This is a genomic window from Beijerinckia sp. 28-YEA-48 (assembly GCF_900104955.1).
Taxonomy (GTDB): domain Bacteria; phylum Pseudomonadota; class Alphaproteobacteria; order Rhizobiales; family Beijerinckiaceae; genus Terripilifer.
Window position 1 is genome coordinate 1,748,772 of record NZ_FNSI01000001.1, and the last position, 16,886, is coordinate 1,765,657.

Consider the following 16,886-nt stretch of genomic DNA (forward strand, 5'->3'; position numbering starts at 1 on the left):
TGAGCCGCGCGTCTCAAGCCGGATCGGCGAATTCGAAGCGGTAGTGATCGCCGACGCGGCGGATGTAGCCGCCGGTCGGTGTCGGGAAATGGGCGGGGAAGATCAGCCGGTCCGTGTCGGCATGATCGGCAAGAAAGCGCAGCCGCGTTTCCCGCGCCAGCGCCTGGTCGACGCAGAAGCGCGTACTCCAGTGCGGATAGCGCAATTGCAGCGGCGTATGCATCATGTCGCCCGACAGGATCGCCTCGTGCCCGCCACCGCACAGATGAACGCCAAAATGGCCGGGTGTGTGGCCGTGCAGCGGCTCGATTGAGATATCTTCCGAAAATCCCACCCTGTCGTCGATCAGTTCGGCCTGGCCGATTTCGACGATCGGCAGCACGCTGTCGGTGATGAAGTCACCGGTGCGGGGAAGGCTCGCCCGCCCCGCTTCCGAACGCCAATAGTCCCATTCGCGCTGCGAGACGAGATAGCGGGCATTGGGGAATGTCGGCACCCATTTGCCGTTCTCGAGCCTGGTGTTCCAGCCGACATGATCGACATGCAAATGCGAGCACATGACGATGTCCACATCTTCCGGCGCGACGCCGGCGGTGCGCAGCGTGTCGAGCCAGCCCCATTCGCGCTGGTTGAAGAACGGCCGCGCGCGATGCTTGTGATTGCCGCCACAGGAATCGACCAGAATGATCTTGCCGCCGCTGCGGATCAGAAAGCTCTGAATGGTGATCGCCAGCAATTGCACGCCGGGATCATAAAAATGCGGCGCCAGCCAATCGAGGTTTTCGTCGAGATGGGCCTGTGTACAGTCCGGCAGGAGTTCGAAGGGCGACAGCAGCGGCACTTCGGATTCGATAACGCGCGTCAGCGACGTGTCGCCGAATTGCCAGACCGGTGAGACGCCGGCGCCGTGATCTGTCGACATGGTTCGCTCCTTCAAAGACTCGAACCCAATCGTTAGCAAGATCGGACGACGACCGGCAATTAATAGATTTATAAGCCCGAAACCGGTCACTCAGAGGCGATCACTCGGCGGCGACCGCCTGCGGCGCCATGCGCACGCCGCGTTCTTCCAGCAGCGGCAGCACATTGTCGCGAAAATAAGGGAATTCCTCGACATAATCGACAAAGGACAGAGTGGTGCCGCGAAAGGCCGCCGCATGCAGCGCGGTGATGCCGTCGGCCACCTGCTCCGGCGTGCCGGTGAGCGGAAAGCCGCCATGGCCCGCCGCCATGCGATCGCGGATCAAGGCTAGAAGATCATGCGGGAAGGATTGGGCATGGGCGAATTGCAGGTTGACGAGATTGTCGACGGCGGCCCAATCGGCATTCGCCTTGCCGAAATGTTCGAGATAGGCCTGGGCCTCCTTCTCCGTGGGACGGCAGACCACATGGCTGAAGGTCAGCACATCCACAGCGCGGCCGGCCTCGCGCGCCTGCTGCTTGAGCGCACCAATCTCCTCGGTCGAACGTGCCAAATCAATGGCGGGCGTGAACAGGAAATTGGCGTTGCGCACGGCAAAGCCCCGGCCCTGCTCGGAGCCCGCCGCATTGATGATCGGCACGGTTGATCCGGGACGCGGATCGCCCAGCACATTCTTCAATTGAAAGAACTTGCCGTTCCAATCGAAGGCCTCGGCGCGGCTCCACAGCGCCTGGACAATATCGAGCCATTCCTGCGCATAGCCGTAGCGGGTCTCGTGATCGTCGGGCAGTTTTAAGCCCAGCGCTTCATATTCAGGCTTGTTCCAGCCAGCGACCACATTGAGGCCGATGCGGCCGTTGCTGATCTGATCGATGGTCGCCAACTGTTTGGCGACGACGACGGGATGATTGGCTGCCGTATGGGTGGTGGCGAAGACGGTGATATCGCGCGTATGGGCGAGCAGCGCCGCCGCCCAGGTGATCGTCTCCAAGACATTGCCGTGGAAATTGGTCTCGCCGCCATAACCGACCCAGCGGGCGATGGGCAGCATGAAATCGATGCCCGCCGCATCGAGAAGCTTCGCCAATTTGAGATTGTTGTCCCAGGAATTTTGCCAGCGTTCCGGCACTTTGGTGACCGACATGCCACCGGAACAATTCGAGGCGAACGTGCCGAGCAGGAACTGCTTTTCATCGAACATGCGATTCTGAGATGCCATTGCATTCCCCTCCAGGAAAATGACCGACGCCGTTCATTCGAATTTTAAGATAGAAAATCTATTATAAACTCTATTCATAGGCAAGGACGGCGACTGCTGTATCTTTGAGCGTCAGGAGACATCCATGAGTCGCACCCCATCTGGTCGCACCCCGCCCCACCGCGCCCCGGCCGAAGATCGTCGTTCGCCGTCGCTTGACCGCTCACTTCTGGATCGTTCCTGGCACCTTGCCCGCACCAAACAGGAAATGGATGTGGCGGAGATGGAATATGCCTTGATCCGCTGCTTCGAGGGCTTCGGCCATTGGCAGGCGGAATGCCTGGCAGCCGTCTCGGAGTTCGCCGGCAGCGGGCCTGAAAACGCCCTGCTCCATATGATCCGCATGAACGATCGCCCCAAGAGCGTGCGCGATCTCTGTCATCTCGCCAATCGCGACGATATTCCCAACATCCAATACAGCTTGCGCAAGCTCATCAAGGCCGGGCTGGTGGTGCGCAACGGCAGTGGCCGTTCGGGCGTCACCTATGAAGTGACCGCGCATGGCCGCAAGACCACAGATGACTATGCCAATGTGCGCGCCGATCTCTTGATCGAAGCGGTGTCGCGCGTGCCTGATCTCAGCAAACGTCTGCGCGCGGCGGCGCAGACCTTCGACCTGATGACGGGGATCTATGAACAGTCCGCGCGCACCGCCGCCACCCATCGCACCTATCGGCAAAAGCCGATCGCGAAGACGAAACGCAGCTAGCGCAACACTTGTCATTCGCCACTATTCCCAAAAGAAAACGGCGGGCCTAAGCCCGCCGTTCTAAAAGTCTTGGTACGATCAGTGCCACCGACGATGATGACGATGGTGGCGGGGCGGCGGGCGGCGATGATGGCGACCACGATGATGGCGACCACGGTGGTGGTATTGTGACTCGGTCGCGCCCTCGGCCGGCCTGTCGGCGACATTGTCGTCAAGCGGCTTAACCGGCGTTGGATCGGCCGAAAGAGCCGGTGCCGCCAGTGCCTGGGCCACCGGCAACGCAGCAAGAGCTGCAGCGGCGGTGACTGTGAGTCTCAGGAAGTCGCGCTTGTTCATCAATTTCCTCCTAGAGGCAGGCGCTCGCCGGCCTTGTGATCGCGCCATTTTCACGAACCGAACCGCCTCCAACAAGTAGCAGAAGCTCGGCAGCCGAATGTAGAATGGGTAGGCATTGTGGCGGAACAACAACCAAATCCGAACAGCCCACTGCATACACAGAAAAACGGCGGGCCTAAGCCCGCCGTTCATCCTTTACCAATGGCGGCGATGGTGCCCGTAGCCATGGCCACGATGGTGATGATGGCCCCAATGCTGCCGATAGTGGTGGTGGCGGAAATGCTGGTGATGCCGAGGACGCTGCCAATGACCGCGATAATGGCCATGATGGCGATGATGATACTGCACCTCAGAAGCGCCCGGCGCTGGGATATCAGCGCTGTTGGTTTGCGTCTGCTGCACAGGCAGCGACTGGACGGGAGTCACGGGGGCCGCCAAGGCTTGGGCCACCGGCAAAGCGATAACCGTCGCTGCAGCAATAATGGAAAGTCTCAGGAAATTGCGCATTGTCTTATTGCTCCTCAAGGTGGGACGCTCACCGACCGAGTGAATCGCGCCATATTCACGCCGCTCCAACGCCTTGAATCAGCAATGGGATCGGCGATCGATAGTGGCTATGCTCGCGCATCGTGGCTGAACGAAAACTGAACAAAGACTATCCACGGAAACTTGACCCCGGCGCCGCGCCTGCCTATTTCAGGGTGCGCGAGGCAACGTCCTCCCCCATCAATGGGCAGATGTCCGGGACGGCCCGGCCCTTTTTGAAAAAGGAGGGCCACATGGCCTGGATTCTGTTACTCGCCGCCGGCATTCTTGAAGTCGTCTGGGCGTTCACGATGAAGCAATCCGAAGGCTTCACCAAGCTGACGCCCAGTATCATCACCCTCATTACCGCCCTGGCGAGTTTCGCCTTGCTCGCCATCTCCATGCGCAGTCTGCCGCTCGGCACCGCCTATACGATCTGGACCGGGATTGGCGCCATCGGCGCCTTCGTCGTCGGCATCCTCGTCTTGGGCGAACAGGCCAGCCTGCCGCGCATCATCGCGGCGGCGCTGATCGTCAGCGGCCTGGTGCTGATGAAACTCTCGACCGAGGCATAATCGCTCACCCTCCCCGGCTCTTGCCCTTACGCTTGCCGCTCGCTAGCCATAGGTGCAAGAACCGGGGAGACTCGCCCAGCCGATGGCCGACAGCGCGCGCGACAACGATGACGTCTTGCAGTTTCTGCAACGCGCCGGACTTGACACGACCGGACTTGGCACGAAGGACATCGCCCTGCAGCCGCTGACGGGCGGCGTCTCCGCCGATATCTGGCATGTGACGAGTGGTGACCGCGACTTCGTCGTCAAGCGTGCCGTGCCGCAATTGCGTGTCGCTCAGACATGGATGGCGCCGCTGTCGCGCAATCAATCCGAGGTCGACTGGCTGAACGAAGCACGGTGCATCGTGCCCGAGGCGGTGCCGCAGGTTCTCGCCAGCGACGACAAACTGAACATGTTCGCCATGACCTACTATCCGCCGGATATCTATCCGCTGTGGAAGCGCGAACTGCGTGAGGGACGTGCCGACCCCGCCGTGGCCAGCGCCGTCGGCCAAATCGCGGCCCGTATCCACAATGCCACCGCCTATTCCGATGCGATCGCGCAACGCTTCGCCACCGACGAGGCGTTTCTGTCGCTGCGCGTCGATCCCTATCTTTATGCCACGGCCATGCGTCATGCCGATCTCGCAGAAACCCTGCGCGCCATCGGCCGCGATATTCTCGCCAACAAACGCGCCCTGGTGCATGGCGATCTCAGCCCCAAGAACATTCTCGTCGGCGCGCGGAGCCCGATCCTGCTCGATGCGGAATGCGCCTGGTATGGCGAGCCAGCTTTCGACATCGCCTTCTGCCTCAACCATCTCTATCTCAAATGCGTCTGGGTACCGGCAGCGGGTAAAAACTTCGTCGCCTGCGCCGACGCTTTGACCGAGGCCTATCTCGGCGCGATCACCTTCGAACCCGCAGCCGACATCGCTCAGCGCATTGCCCGCATCCTGCCAGGGCTGATGCTGGCGCGCATCGACGGCAAGTCGCCGGTCGAATACATCACGGACGAAAACGATAAAGCGCGCGTGCGTCGCGTCGCCCGCAGCCTGCTGCACGACGAGGCGCGCACGCTGACAACCATCAAGACCGATTTTGCCGCGGAGTTTGCTTCATGACGACTGCCATTACCGCCGTTCATCCACGCCGGGTCTGGGACTCACGCGGACGGCCGACCGTCGAAGTGGAGGTGCATCTTGATGGCGGTGCCATCGGCCGCGCCATCGCGCCGGCTGGCGCTTCCGTCGGCAGTGGCGAAGCGGTGGATCTACGCGATGGCGGCAAGGCTTTCGGCGGCTATGACGTGACGAAAGCGATCGCCGCCGTGCGCGACGAGATCGCCCCGGCGCTAATCGGCCAGGATGCGACCCAGCAAGCCGCCATCGATACCCTGATGACCAGGCTCGATGGCACGCCGCAGAGATCACGCCTCGGCGGCAATGCGCTTGTCGCGACATCCATGGCCGTGCTGCTAGCCAGTGCCAATGCCGCCGCACTGCCGCTGTGGAGATATCTAGCGAAGGACAAACCCATCCGCATGCCCCTGCCCGAGATCCAAATCTTCGGCGGCGGCGCCCATGCGGACGGGCGTGTCGACATCCAGGATTTCATGATCATGTGCCCGGCGGCACGCAGCTTCGCTGATGCGCTTGACTGGACGGCCGAGGTCTATCGCGCCGCCGGCGCCATTCTGAAAAGCTCGGGACGGCTGCGCGGCGTCGCCGACGAAGGCGGTTTCTGGCCGGAGTTCAGGACCAATGAAGAGACCATCGAAACGCTGATCCAGGCGATCGAACAGGCGGGCTTCAAACCTGGCAAGCAGATCGTGCTATCGCTCGACATCGCCGCCAGCAATTTCCGCCGCGATGGCGCCTATCATTTGGGTCTCGAAGGCCGCAAGCTCGACATCGACGGCATGATCCGCCTGGTCGGTGGCTGGATCGAGGCCTATCCGATCGCCTCCGTCGAGGACCCGGTGGCGGAAGACGATCGCGATGGCTTCGTCGCCTTCGCGCAAAAATATGCGACACGCTGCCAGATCGTCGGCGACGATTATCTCGTCACCAATGCGGCGCGCGTCACTCACGCCATCGCCGACAAGACGGTCAACGCCGTACTGATCAAACCAAACCAGGCGGGCACGATCACCGAGGCGCTGGCGGCGCTGACCACGGCGCGCGCGGCCGGCCTCGCCACCCTTGTCTCGGCCCGCTCCGGTGAAACCGAAGACGTGACGATCTCGCATCTGTCTGCTGGATGGGATGCCGGCCAGCTCAAGGTCGGCTCCTTCACCCGTTCCGAGCGCATGGCCAAGTGGAATGAAAGCCTGCGCATCGAAGAAGCCTCGGGCGCCCCCTTCGCCGGTTGGGCCGCTTTGCCGAAAATGGTAAACTGGTCGGCATGAAAGCGCTGCTGCACCTCAATCTCGGCCCCGCCTCCGAGGCGATTTTCGCCAAGGCGCAGTTTCCTCGGATCGTCTCCGTCGGCGAAAACGACTGGGACCGGTTCTATCGCGAATTATCCGACACCGAGGTGCTCCTGCACAGCCTGGTGCCGGTGACTAAGGAAATCATCGCGGCGGCGCCGCGCTTGCGGCTGATCCAGAAGATCGGCATCGGCGTCAACACGATCGATCTCAATGCGGCGCGCGAGGCCGGCATCGCCGTCGCCAATATGCCGGGCACCAATACGCAGGCCGTGGCCGAACATGCGCTCGGCCTGATGCTGGCGGTGCTGCGCAAAGTTGGCGATCTCGACCGGGCGTTGCGCGCCGATGATTGGGTGTCATCGACGGCTGCAAAGGAAGGTGTCGGCGAAATTTCGGGCAGCACCGTCGGCCTTGTCGGCTATGGCGCGGTCGGACAGCGTCTCGCGCCGGTGCTCGCGGCCCTCGGCGCCAAGGTGCAGGTGTGGTCACGCTCGATGCAGGGTGATGGCCATGTGGAGGCTGTGGCGCTCGATCAACTGTTGGCGACGAGCCACATCATCTCGCTGCATGTGCCCTTCACGCCGCAGACCGATAAGTTCATCGGTCGCGATGCCTTCGCCGCCATGCGGCCCGATGCGATCCTTGTCAACACGGCGCGCGGCGAACTGGTGGATGAAGCCGCTTTAGTCGAGGCGCTGATGGAGAAGCGGATCGCTGGCGCCGGCCTAGACGTCTTCCACAACGAGCCGCGCCCGGCCTTGGCGGCGCTGCGCGCCTGCCCGAATGTGATCCTCACCCCGCATATGGCGTGGCTGACGCCGCAAACCTTGGCGCGCAGTTTCGATGTGATCGCCGAGAACTGCCGCCGGCTTAGCGCCGGCGAGCCGCTGTTGCATCGGGTGGTTTAGAAGGTGGGTTAGTCCCAAGCCGAGACGGAGGAGATCGTGTCCGCACGCGCTGTCACCTGATAGCGCAGATCTCCATCGCAGCGCGCGACCAACTCATTGCTGTCGCCGCTGGATTTGAGCATCCGGGTTTCGACCAGGCTGTCGCAGCGATATCCGTTCTGGCGAATGGCGCTGACGATCTCGCCCTGGCGGGCCGAAGTGACCGTGACTTTGACGCCATCGGACACGGGCGGCTGGATAACATTCGCGGTCAGAATGACCGCCGCCGTCGCCGCGAGGCCGACGATGCCGAAAATGGCCGTAAAACGCATGGAGCAACCTCCGCAAAAAGGCGCGCGGGTGCGCCGGACTCAGACCATGCCAACGGCAAGGGGCGAGACTGCGGCAAAAACGGGACGAAATGCGGCACGGGCATTAACCGCGCAAGATAAAAGTGTTGCTGGCTTTTCCTCGATTGCGAAAACGATCGAGCGGTTGGAAATCAGCCGCCGACTCGTTTTGTACAGATCGGACCGCCTTTGATCTGCGGAATACACGTCCACTCGGGACCAAACCCTGCGTTTGATCCTGGGTACGGAAAAAAGAAAAGATAGGCGCATACGATAGCCACTATTGCCAAGACCGCCACGGCGGAGGCCAGTGCCTTTAATCGGAGCATCGTCATCCGATCTTCCCTCGCCGCATTTCTTTCACAAGCTGTTCCCGGCAACGAAGCGTAACATAGGATTCTCTGATCGTAAGATCAGGATCCAAGGCACTTCCCGCCGAACACCAGAGGCAACGCCTCGCCAGTCATTTAGCGTTCAGGTTGGCAGGCGCTGGATGGTCCGCCAGCATGTTGCTGGGAGTGAGGTTCTTCCATGAAAAAGATTCTTCTCACCGCTTCCGCTCTCGCGGTCCTTTTCACCGCCCCCGTCTTTGCCCAGACAACCCCGATGACACCGACCCCGCCGGCCGGAACAGCCCCACCGCCTATGGCAGCGCCTTCTATGGCACCTGCGGCTCAGCCCGCCGCACCTGCATCTAATATGCGCGCCAAGCCGACGACGGCGGATAAGAGAGCAAGATCGGCAGCCTGTTCCAAACAAGCCGATGACCAGGGGCTACGCGGCAAGAAGCGCCATAAGTTCCGGGAAGCCTGCAAGAAAAACACAACCTAGAGCGAATGAATTAGATCGTTTCTCGATAAGATCATACGCGCATGGGGGGAGCCTTCGGGCTCCCTTCTGTTTTCAGGGCACACCACAAACATGAATCGAATCCACCGCTTGGCTGGCAAGTTTCATGTAAAGAATCTGGTTGAAGACGACGGGCGATATTCCGCCCTGTCATGTCCAGCGGACGAATTTTCCATTTCGGCGCGCCAGCGCGTGCGCCACCTTCCCCCGACATAATGACGATCCAAAAATGATCTTGGAGGGGCATGGTGAGCATGACATTCACGCGACGTGACGGACTGAAATTTCTTGTCGCTTCGGCCGTGGCGGCAAGTAGCGGCCCGGCGCTGGCGCAAAGCAAGACCACCCGCCTCATTCTGCTTGGCACCGGTGGCGGCCCCACCCCACTGCCAACACGCAACCAGCCAGCAAGCGTGCTGCTCGTCAATAACGAGCCCTATGTGATCGACGCCGGCAATGCTGTGGGACGGCAGTTGGAACTGGCTGGCGTCGGCCTGCAGCGAGTGGCCAAAATTTTCATCACCCATCATCACGACGATCACAACGCCGACCTCGGCACGCTGATGGGCCTCGCCTGGTCGAACGGCCGGTCGCAACCGATCGACGCCTATGGGCCGCCCGGCACCAAGGACATGATCGAAGCCTACAAGGTCTATTTCTCGCCCAATGCGACCGTGCGCATGAAATATGACGGGCGCAACGCCGACCCAGCCAAGCTCTTCACCGGCCATGACGTAACACCCGGCGCCATCTATGCCGACAAGAACGTGAAAGTGACCGCCGCCGAGAACACCCACTATCCCGACCACGGCCATGATGGCGCGCAACATCATTTCTCGCTGAGCTATCGCTTCGAGACGCCCGACAAAGTGGTGGTGTTCAGCGGCGATACAGCTATGAGCGACGAACTCGTGGCCCTGGCCAAGGGCGCCGACATCCTCGTCCATGAAATCATTCACGAAGAACGCACGCGCGAACTGTTCACGAAGAAATTCGCCGAACAGGGGCGCTCGCCTGAAGAAGCGCAACGGGTGCTGAAGGCGGTACTCGCCATCCATACGTCGGTGGAACAGGTCGGCAAGATTGCCGCGGCAGCCGGCGTGAAGACGGTCGTCCTCAATCATTTCGTGCCGGGCTTCGACCCGACGATGACCGACGAGATGTGGGCCGACGGCGTGCGCAAGAACTTTCCCGGCAAGGTGATCGTCGGCCGCGATCTGATGGAAGTGGATTAGCGCGGCGCGGCCTTCGCCACGGGTTCCACGCACACCTCCCGCACACAGCCGCGCAGCCAGCGATGGGCGGGATCGGCATCAAGCCGGGGGTGCCAGAGCAAGGAAATGGCCATCTCCGGCAGGTCGATCGGCAGCGCGAAATCAACCATGCCGGCCCGCAGGCTTTCCGTCTGCCGCTCGGGCACGGTGGCGACAAGATCGGTCGCCCGCGCCAATGCCAAGGCGGTGGGAAAGCCGCCGACGAACGTGGCAATCCGCCGTTCGAGCCCGACCTGTTGCAGCGCCTCGTCGATCGGCCCCTTGTCGAGCCGGCGTCGCGAGACAGCGATATGTCCGGCGGCGGCGTAGCGCGCCGGCGTCATCTTGCCTTTGCTCAAGGGATGGCCCGCCCGCACGACACCGATGAACCGATCCCGGAGCAAGGCCTGGGCGCGCACTTCGGGCCCGATTGAATCGCCGACAACGCCGGTTTCCAGATCAACCGTTCCCTCGCGCAGAGGTGTGCTGTCCTTGTCCGGCTTCGGCAGGAAATAGATCCGCACACCGGGGGCTTCCCGCGCGATGCGGGCGAGGAGCGCCGCCCCAAAGGTTTCGACAAAGCCTTCCCGGCTACGCAAGGTGAACGTGCGCACCAGGCTTCCAAGGTCGAGCTGTTCGGCCGGGCGTAGAACGGTCTCCCCATCCTGAACGAGTTGATGAACCTGTCCGCGTAATTCCAGCGCCCGTGGCGTCGGCACGAGGCCCCGCCCGGCCCGTACCAGAAGCGGATCGCCGGTGGTTTCGCGCAGCCGCGCCAGCGCCCGGCTCATGGCCGACGGGCTCAGCCGCAGACGGCGGGCGGCGCGCGCCACGCTGCCTTCCGCCAGCAGGACATCCAGGGTGACAAGCAGGTTGAGATCGGGCCTCGACATGGGCTGAGCGTAGCACGGGTTCACCCATATGTGGCGTCTGACGCACGAATAAAATGCAAATGATGCGCCTTCCGCCATATCTGGGCTGAGATTAGGTCCGTAACGGCGCCCTCGAGTGGTGCTGGAAAGGCCTCCCATGAACGCCCGCTTGAACGCCCGCTTGCAAGCTCCCTCGCATTCCCCCTCGGCCCGCTGGGCGCTCGTTGCCTTGTCGCTGTCCATGCTGCTGTCGTCGCTGGGCACCAGCATCGCCAATGTCGGCCTGCCGACCCTGTCGCAGGCTTTCGGCGCCAGCTTTCAGGAGGTGCAGTGGATCGTCCTGGCCTACCTCCTCACCATCACCAGTTTGATCGTCAGCGCCGGCCGGCTCGGCGACGTCATCGGCCGCCGTCGCTTGTTGCTGGGCGGGCTTTTCCTGTTCACGCTGGCATCGCTCCTTTGTGGTGTCGCGCCGACGCTGGGATGGCTGATCGGCGCACGGGCAGCACAAGGTCTCGGCGCGGCGGTCATGATGGCACTCACCATGGCGCTTGTCGGCGACGCCATGCCTAAAGACCGCACCGGCAGCGCCATGGGCCTGCTCGGCACCACCTCGGCGGTTGGCACGGCGCTCGGCCCCTCGCTTGGCGGCGTGTTGACCGCCACCTTCGGTTGGCCAGCCCTCTTTCTCGTCAATCTGCCCCTAGGCGCGGCCGCGTTCGTTCTCGCCTATCGCCACCTGCCCGCCGATCGCGCCGCTCCGAAGACAAGCCGCGCCGGCTTCGACGTGGCAGGCACCACCCTTTTGGCGCTGACGCTGGCGGCCTATGCGCTGGCGATGACACGGCACGGTCCTTTCGGCTTCATCACTGTCATCTTGCTGCTGGTCGCCGCGATCGGCACAGCCCTCTTCATCCGCGTCGAAGCGTCCGCGCCCGCACCCCTTGTCCGCTTGGCCTTCTTCCGAGATCCGGCTTTGCGCGCAGGCCTGATGATGAGCGGCCTCGTCGCGACCGTGATCATGGCGACGTTCGTGGTCGGGCCGTTCTACCTCGCCCAAGGACTGGGGCTGGATGCTGTCCATGTCGGACTGGTCATGTCGGTTGGTCCCTTCGTCGCCGCGCTGACGGGCGTGCCGGCGGGACGCATCGTCGATCGTTTCGGCGCGGGGCGCGTAACCATGATCGGTCTAAGCAGCTTGGCGGCTGGTTGCCTGCTTCTCTACCTGTTGCCAGCGCGCCTGGGCATTCCCGGCTATCTCGGCTCTCTCATCGTCTGCACCCTCGGCTATGCGCTGTTTCAGACCGCCAACAACACGGCCGTCATGACCGATCTCGCTCCAGATCGGCGCGGCGTCATCTCCGGTCTGCTCAGCCTGTCGCGCAATCTCGGTCTCGTCACCGGCGCGTCGGTCATGGGCGCGGTGTTCGCCTTCACATCAGCGACGGTTGACGTCACGACCGCCCGCCCCGAGACTGTCGCCACCGGCCTGCATGCCACCTTCGCGGTGGCCACGGTGCTGATCCTCATCGCCCTCGCCCTTGCGGGCGTGAGCCGTGCGCGCGCACCACGCCCGATGCCTGAAGCGGAGCCGGGAGAATAAGAATCGACACAGGCGGTTAGCGAAACATCCGGCTGCCGCATTTGATTCGCATTTCGATGGTAGCTTTAGGCCTTCGCCTAAGTGCGCTTGAGTACTGGGGGGCTGCACGGAAGGAGAAGATCCTATGTGCGATTACAGCCTTCATTCTGTAGACTCTCGTCCGGCCCAGGTTGGCGAGCGGCTGACCTCGACACGCTTCCCGAACACCACAACCCGCGGCTTTGCCGCCATCGGTGCTCCCGACACAGCTGTATGTCTGCTGCCGGGGACGGAACTGGCATTTGATAAGAATGTCGAATTCGAACGCGGGCTCTTCTCGACCAAAAAAACAGGCAGCGCCTCGGCCCGCTTCCGGACCATCAACCTCGAACAGCCGAACTGCCACCACGACGCGCTCGAACTGTCGGATGGGCAGATCGTCCTGGTGACGGAACTGCGCTGCGGACAATATGCGACCGTTTTGCAACTGCCTGTCGCGGCGGAAACCGACTCAGGCCAAGCGAAACAGCCGGAGATCGTGCGCGAGCGCGAGATTTTGGACGGTTTGCTTTAGCCATTCCGGCCAGAATCACCGACCACCTGCCCGTCCGATGCTTCGGCACCGGGCGGCAGCGGCTTTTGGCCGGATGAAAAGACCAAAAACCCATTAAAATCAATGATTGGAAGATTTGGAGGCCTCGGAGGGAATCGAACCCCCGTACAAGGATTTGCAGTCCTCTGCGTAGCCACTCCGCCACGAGGCCTCACCCGGGAGCCTTGAAAGCCGCGCCGGAGCCGCGCTCTTAGCAAAGGATTCGGTGTCACGGCAAGGCTTTATGGCGCTTTGCTCCGCGCGACGCGAAAATGACATCTGAATTTGGATAATCCCCACCTTACGAGCCAATTTGCGTTTGCATTTCGCGCGAGCCTTGCTATACGCAGCGGCGTCCGCAGGGACCTGTTCCCCGATAGCTCAGTTGGTAGAGCATTCGACTGTTAATCGAATTGTCGCTGGTTCGAGTCCAGCTCGGGGAGCCACTCGTCTTTTGTACGCAAGAGCGTAGAAAAACAGACGATTGGCAGCGGATTTAGACCTGCCTCAAGCGGTCATCGGTTTATCCCGCGCCATATCTTCCAGAGTGTCACACTCACATTTACCGCCGTCTCCGTCGGACCTTTCATGCGCCTGAGCGATGGCTCGGCCAGTATTGCCTGCTAAGCGGCGGGCGCTTGCCGATTCTTCTCGCAACGCTCAAGAGGCCGAACAAAAACCCCGCCTCCAGAGACCTGGAGACGGGGCTTTATCGTGCGTTGAAAACGCTTAGCGAAACTGGCGCGTGGTCGGACCACCAACGTTGGGACGCGTCACCGGGCCGCCGAAGCCCGGGCGAACCGGACGCGGACCGTATCCCGGCCGCGGGCCATATCCCGGGCGCGGGCCGTAGCCGTAACCCGGACGGGGGCCATATCCAGGGCCAAAGCCGGGGCGCACGACGGGCGGTCCGTAGCGGCGGAACGGCACACAACGGCCAAACCCGTCGCGCGCCCAGCCAGGGCCACAACCCATAGCGACGTTGGTGATCAGGGACGAGTCGGTCAACGGCGTCCCATTCGGCATCGCCTGGGCGGCCGAGGCCATGCCGAGACAAAGAATCGCAGCGCTAATAACAAACTTCATTTCGCAAGCTCCATAAAAAACAGCCCTTACAAGCCCTAGTAGACATGAACAGAGTCTGAAGCACCCAATACCCCGTGCTTCGCACAAGATATCATGGCTAACGCTATTCACGTGAGCAGCCGATCGGCCGAATGGGTCGCGCCGATGAGATTGCCGCCACGGTACTTGACTGTGCAGCCCTGGGGCCAGTCCGGTGCCCGGCGTCGCCCTGCCCGTCGGCGGCAGCTTCGTCGCGTCTGGATGGGGCGAGGCGCGCGCGAGCAATCTTAGTCAGAACCTTCGTCGGAGGTCTAAACGGCAATGCCTCGTACCGCGCTACCGGCCGTAGGCCTGGGTGCTTGCAACCGCGCCGAAATCGCAGCCGCGGCCTGCTGAAGCGTCTCCAGGTGCAGCTCGGAAAAGTGATCTTCGTCCATCAGCTGCTTGGACCACGCAACAGCGATCGCGCCGATGGGCCGCCCTTCACTGTGAACGGCGACGGCAATGGCCCGTCAATCAAATTTTCGCAATTGCGGGGCCATGCGCGTCGCGTAGCCGGTCTTGCGCACCAGATCCAACGTTGCGCCCAGACTTTTCAGCGTCACACCAAACCGTTCGGCACAGGCAAACTCGTCGTGGCGAACCGCGCTGACAATGTCGAGGACTTCGTCTTTCCCTAAACAGGCGAGATAAGCCAATCCGCTGGCGGCCACGAACATATTCAGTTCGACATCGACATCAGCTCCGTTCGGACGACCAAATGGGCTGCGCCCATGGGTCGACTCAATGACCCGCATGCGGCCATTGACGAAGAAATGTAGATTGACCGGCCACTGCACGTTTTGTGTGAGCTCCAATAGATGCGGGCGTGCCACCTCCACCAGCCGGCCGATGAGAACACTATCGCGCGGATTTACCGCCTGCAGCGTGGCGATATTGCTGCGATACATGCCGTCGGTGAGGCCGACACGCACGAACCGCCGCTCCACCAAAGTCGCCAGCAAGCGCCGCAGGGAACTTTTCGGCAGCCGCGTACCCAGATGAATCTGATGCAGACCGGAAGGCCCCGCCCCGCCCAGGAATTCCAGGATATCAAGCCCACGGGATAGAGCCCGAACCTGATCCGCCTCTGGCATGCGCATCCCTCCTCACGCCGTAGCTGCGTGCCGCCTGGCGGTACGCGACTGTATTATGTCTTGCGGAGTACGGCTTGTCGAAGCGAGCAATGTGACATCGATATTTCGAGGGAGGATGCCATGAGCCTGACCAAGCGGAAGATTTCACGTCGCGATGTCTTGAAAAGCGGCGCGGCTGGCTCGCTGGCCCTGGCGGTCGAAGGCGGACGCGCCGCGGCGCAAGACAGCCGCCCGCCCAACATCATCTTCATCATGGCCGATGACATGGGCTATGCAGATCTCTCCTGCTATGGCCGCACGGACTATCAGACACCGAATATCGATAGATTGGCGACAGGCGGCATGCGCTTCCTGCAAGCCTATGCCAATTCGGCGGTCTGTTCGGCGACGCGCACCGCTTTGATCACCGGCCGCTATCAATATCGTCTGCCGATCGGCCTTGAAGAGCCGCTGTCGAGCCTGGGCGACCGCCAGGTCGGCTTGCCGCCGCAACACCCCACCCTGCCCTCGCTGCTGCGCAAGGCGGGCTATGGCACGACGCTGATCGGCAAATGGCATCTCGGCAGGTTGCCCGACTTCGGCCCGCTGCAAAGCGGCTATGATCATTTCTATGGTTTCCGCAGTGGTGCGGTCGATTATTTCACCCATAAGAGCGGTGGCCCGGCCACCGACACGCACGATCTCTGGGAGAATGATGTCAAGGCGCAGGACGTCGGCTATCTGACCTCTTTGCTCGGCAAGCGCGCCGCATCCGTCATCGATGCTTATGCGAAGGTGCAGAAGCCGTTCTTCATCAGCCTGCATTTCAACGCACCGCATTGGCCATGGGAAGGCCCCGGCGACGAGGCGGAATCGCAACGCCTCCGCGGGCTCGCCCAATATGACGCGGGATCGCAGAAGACCTATGCCGAAATGGTGGTGGCGCTCGATGCGGAGGTCGGCCGTGTGCTGGCCGCGCTCGATGCCAACGGCATTGCCGACAATACGCTTGTTGTCTTCACCAGCGACAATGGCGGCGAACGTTTCGCCAAAACCTGGCCTTTCTCGGGCCGCAAGACCGAACTGCTGGAAGGCGGCTTGCGTATTCCAGCCGTCGTGCGCTGGCCACGCGGCATTCCCGCCGGCCAGACCAGCGAGCAGACCATCATCAGCATGGACTGGATGCCGACCTTCCTCGAACTGGCCAAGACCGCGCCCGATCCGCAATATCCGATGGACGGCATGAGCCTTGTGCGCACGCTGGCGGGAACGGCGCCGGTCACGGCGCGCAAGTTTTTCTGGCGTTACAAGAACCTGGAGCAGCAGGCGATGCGCGATGGCGACTGGAAATATCTCAAGATCAAGAACAACACATTTCTGTTCAATGTTGTTGACGATCCGATGGAGCGCGCCAACCACAAGACACGCAATCCGGCGCTGTTCGAGCGGATGGTCGCCGACTATGCGGCCTGGAATGCCACCATGCTGCCGGTCGATCCGAAATCCTTCACGGCCGGGTTCAGTGGCGCTGACATGGCCGATCACTTCGGCGTCGAGCCGCCGCCCCGGCCGCGCTAGGCA

At 62.0% G+C, this 16,886-nt stretch carries 17 protein-coding genes and 2 tRNA genes; 11 read left to right on the top strand and 8 right to left on the bottom strand.

The genetic code is table 11. The annotated features are described in order from the left end of the window. Positions 1-13: 13 nt before the first annotated feature. Positions 14-922, bottom strand: a complete 909-nt coding sequence (locus BLW50_RS08250; RefSeq protein WP_090700170.1) for an MBL fold metallo-hydrolase — start codon at positions 920-922, stop codon at positions 14-16. A 100-nt stretch (positions 923-1,022) separates the two neighbouring features. Next, on the bottom strand, positions 1,023-2,141 hold the full coding sequence (locus BLW50_RS08255; RefSeq protein ID WP_090700174.1) for an LLM class flavin-dependent oxidoreductase: 1,119 nt from the start codon (positions 2,139-2,141) through the stop codon (positions 1,023-1,025). A 124-nt stretch (positions 2,142-2,265) separates the two neighbouring features. On the opposite strand from BLW50_RS08255, the gene BLW50_RS08260 reads away from it, so the two are divergent. Beyond that, positions 2,266-2,889, top strand: coding sequence for a winged helix DNA-binding protein (locus BLW50_RS08260; protein WP_090700178.1), 624 nt, complete (start codon positions 2,266-2,268; stop codon positions 2,887-2,889). Between the two features lie 78 nt (positions 2,890-2,967). Here the strand turns inward: BLW50_RS08260 and BLW50_RS30270 are convergent, their stop codons facing one another. Further along, positions 2,968-3,225 (bottom strand): hypothetical protein, encoded by a 258-nt coding sequence (locus BLW50_RS30270; RefSeq protein WP_139267526.1) that lies wholly within the window; start codon positions 3,223-3,225, stop codon positions 2,968-2,970. Positions 3,226-3,342: 117 nt separating this feature from the next. Between BLW50_RS30270 and BLW50_RS30640 the strand changes: the two genes are divergently transcribed. From BLW50_RS30640 to BLW50_RS08290, 5 genes are all read left to right on the top strand, one after another. Then, complete coding sequence (locus BLW50_RS30640; RefSeq protein WP_170850055.1) at positions 3,343-3,873, top strand: hypothetical protein; 531 nt, start codon at positions 3,343-3,345, stop codon at positions 3,871-3,873. 131 nt (positions 3,874-4,004) lie between these two features. Continuing rightward, complete coding sequence (locus tag BLW50_RS08275; protein WP_090700182.1) at positions 4,005-4,325, top strand: DMT family transporter; 321 nt, start codon at positions 4,005-4,007, stop codon at positions 4,323-4,325. An 82-nt stretch (positions 4,326-4,407) separates the two neighbouring features. Next, on the top strand, positions 4,408-5,430 hold the full coding sequence (locus BLW50_RS08280; protein ID WP_090700185.1) for a phosphotransferase: 1,023 nt from the start codon (positions 4,408-4,410) through the stop codon (positions 5,428-5,430). Next, on the top strand, positions 5,427-6,716 hold the full coding sequence (eno, locus tag BLW50_RS08285; RefSeq protein WP_090700189.1) for a phosphopyruvate hydratase: 1,290 nt from the start codon (positions 5,427-5,429) through the stop codon (positions 6,714-6,716). The genes BLW50_RS08280 and eno overlap by 4 nt, the downstream gene beginning before the upstream one ends. Beyond that, complete coding sequence (locus BLW50_RS08290) at positions 6,713-7,648, top strand: NAD(P)-dependent oxidoreductase (RefSeq protein ID WP_090700192.1); 936 nt, start codon at positions 6,713-6,715, stop codon at positions 7,646-7,648. The genes eno and BLW50_RS08290 overlap by 4 nt, the downstream gene beginning before the upstream one ends. A gap of 8 nt (positions 7,649-7,656) precedes the next feature. On the opposite strand, the gene BLW50_RS08295 is transcribed toward BLW50_RS08290, so the two are convergent. Next, positions 7,657-7,959 (bottom strand): hypothetical protein, encoded by a 303-nt coding sequence (locus BLW50_RS08295; RefSeq protein WP_090700194.1) that lies wholly within the window; start codon positions 7,957-7,959, stop codon positions 7,657-7,659. Positions 7,960-9,080: 1,121 nt separating this feature from the next. On the opposite strand from BLW50_RS08295, the gene BLW50_RS08305 reads away from it, so the two are divergent. Next, positions 9,081-10,061 carry an MBL fold metallo-hydrolase gene (locus BLW50_RS08305; protein ID WP_244544451.1) on the top strand — a complete coding sequence of 327 codons (981 nt, stop codon included), beginning with the start codon at positions 9,081-9,083 and terminating at the stop codon, positions 10,059-10,061. On the opposite strand, the gene BLW50_RS08310 is transcribed toward BLW50_RS08305, so the two are convergent. Further along, positions 10,058-10,972 carry a LysR family transcriptional regulator gene (locus BLW50_RS08310; RefSeq protein ID WP_090700202.1) on the bottom strand — a complete coding sequence of 305 codons (915 nt, stop codon included), beginning with the start codon at positions 10,970-10,972 and terminating at the stop codon, positions 10,058-10,060. The two genes, BLW50_RS08305 and BLW50_RS08310, sit on opposite strands and share 4 nt — an antisense overlap. Before the next feature lie 136 nt (positions 10,973-11,108). Here BLW50_RS08310 and BLW50_RS08315 point away from each other — a divergent pair, with 136 nt between their 5' ends. Together BLW50_RS08315 and BLW50_RS08320 are read left to right on the top strand one after the other, a co-directional pair. Next, entirely contained in the window at positions 11,109-12,554 is a 1,446-nt protein-coding gene (locus BLW50_RS08315; protein ID WP_090700205.1) for an MFS transporter, read from the top strand. A gap of 124 nt (positions 12,555-12,678) precedes the next feature. Continuing rightward, positions 12,679-13,107, top strand: a complete 429-nt coding sequence (locus BLW50_RS08320; RefSeq protein ID WP_090700208.1) for a hypothetical protein — start codon at positions 12,679-12,681, stop codon at positions 13,105-13,107. 116 nt (positions 13,108-13,223) lie between these two features. Here the strand turns inward: BLW50_RS08320 and BLW50_RS08325 are convergent. Next, positions 13,224-13,297, bottom strand: a tRNA-Cys gene (locus tag BLW50_RS08325). Positions 13,298-13,495: 198 nt separating this feature from the next. Here BLW50_RS08325 and BLW50_RS08330 point away from each other — a divergent pair. Next, positions 13,496-13,571: transfer RNA gene (locus tag BLW50_RS08330), tRNA-Asn, on the top strand. Between the two features lie 283 nt (positions 13,572-13,854). On the opposite strand, the gene BLW50_RS08335 is transcribed toward BLW50_RS08330, so the two are convergent. Both BLW50_RS08335 and BLW50_RS08340 read right to left on the bottom strand, forming a co-directional pair. Further along, complete coding sequence (locus BLW50_RS08335; RefSeq protein WP_210186056.1) at positions 13,855-14,211, bottom strand: GCG_CRPN prefix-to-repeats domain-containing protein; 357 nt, start codon at positions 14,209-14,211, stop codon at positions 13,855-13,857. Positions 14,212-14,702: 491 nt separating this feature from the next. After that, positions 14,703-15,164: an IclR family transcriptional regulator gene (locus BLW50_RS08340; protein ID WP_244544175.1), complete on the bottom strand. Its 462-nt coding sequence runs from the start codon at positions 15,162-15,164 to the stop codon at positions 14,703-14,705. A 282-nt stretch (positions 15,165-15,446) separates the two neighbouring features. Here BLW50_RS08340 and BLW50_RS08345 point away from each other — a divergent pair, with 282 nt between their 5' ends. Next, positions 15,447-16,883 carry a sulfatase family protein gene (locus BLW50_RS08345; protein WP_090700213.1) on the top strand — a complete coding sequence of 479 codons (1,437 nt, stop codon included), beginning with the start codon at positions 15,447-15,449 and terminating at the stop codon, positions 16,881-16,883. Positions 16,884-16,886: the final 3 nt, after the last annotated feature.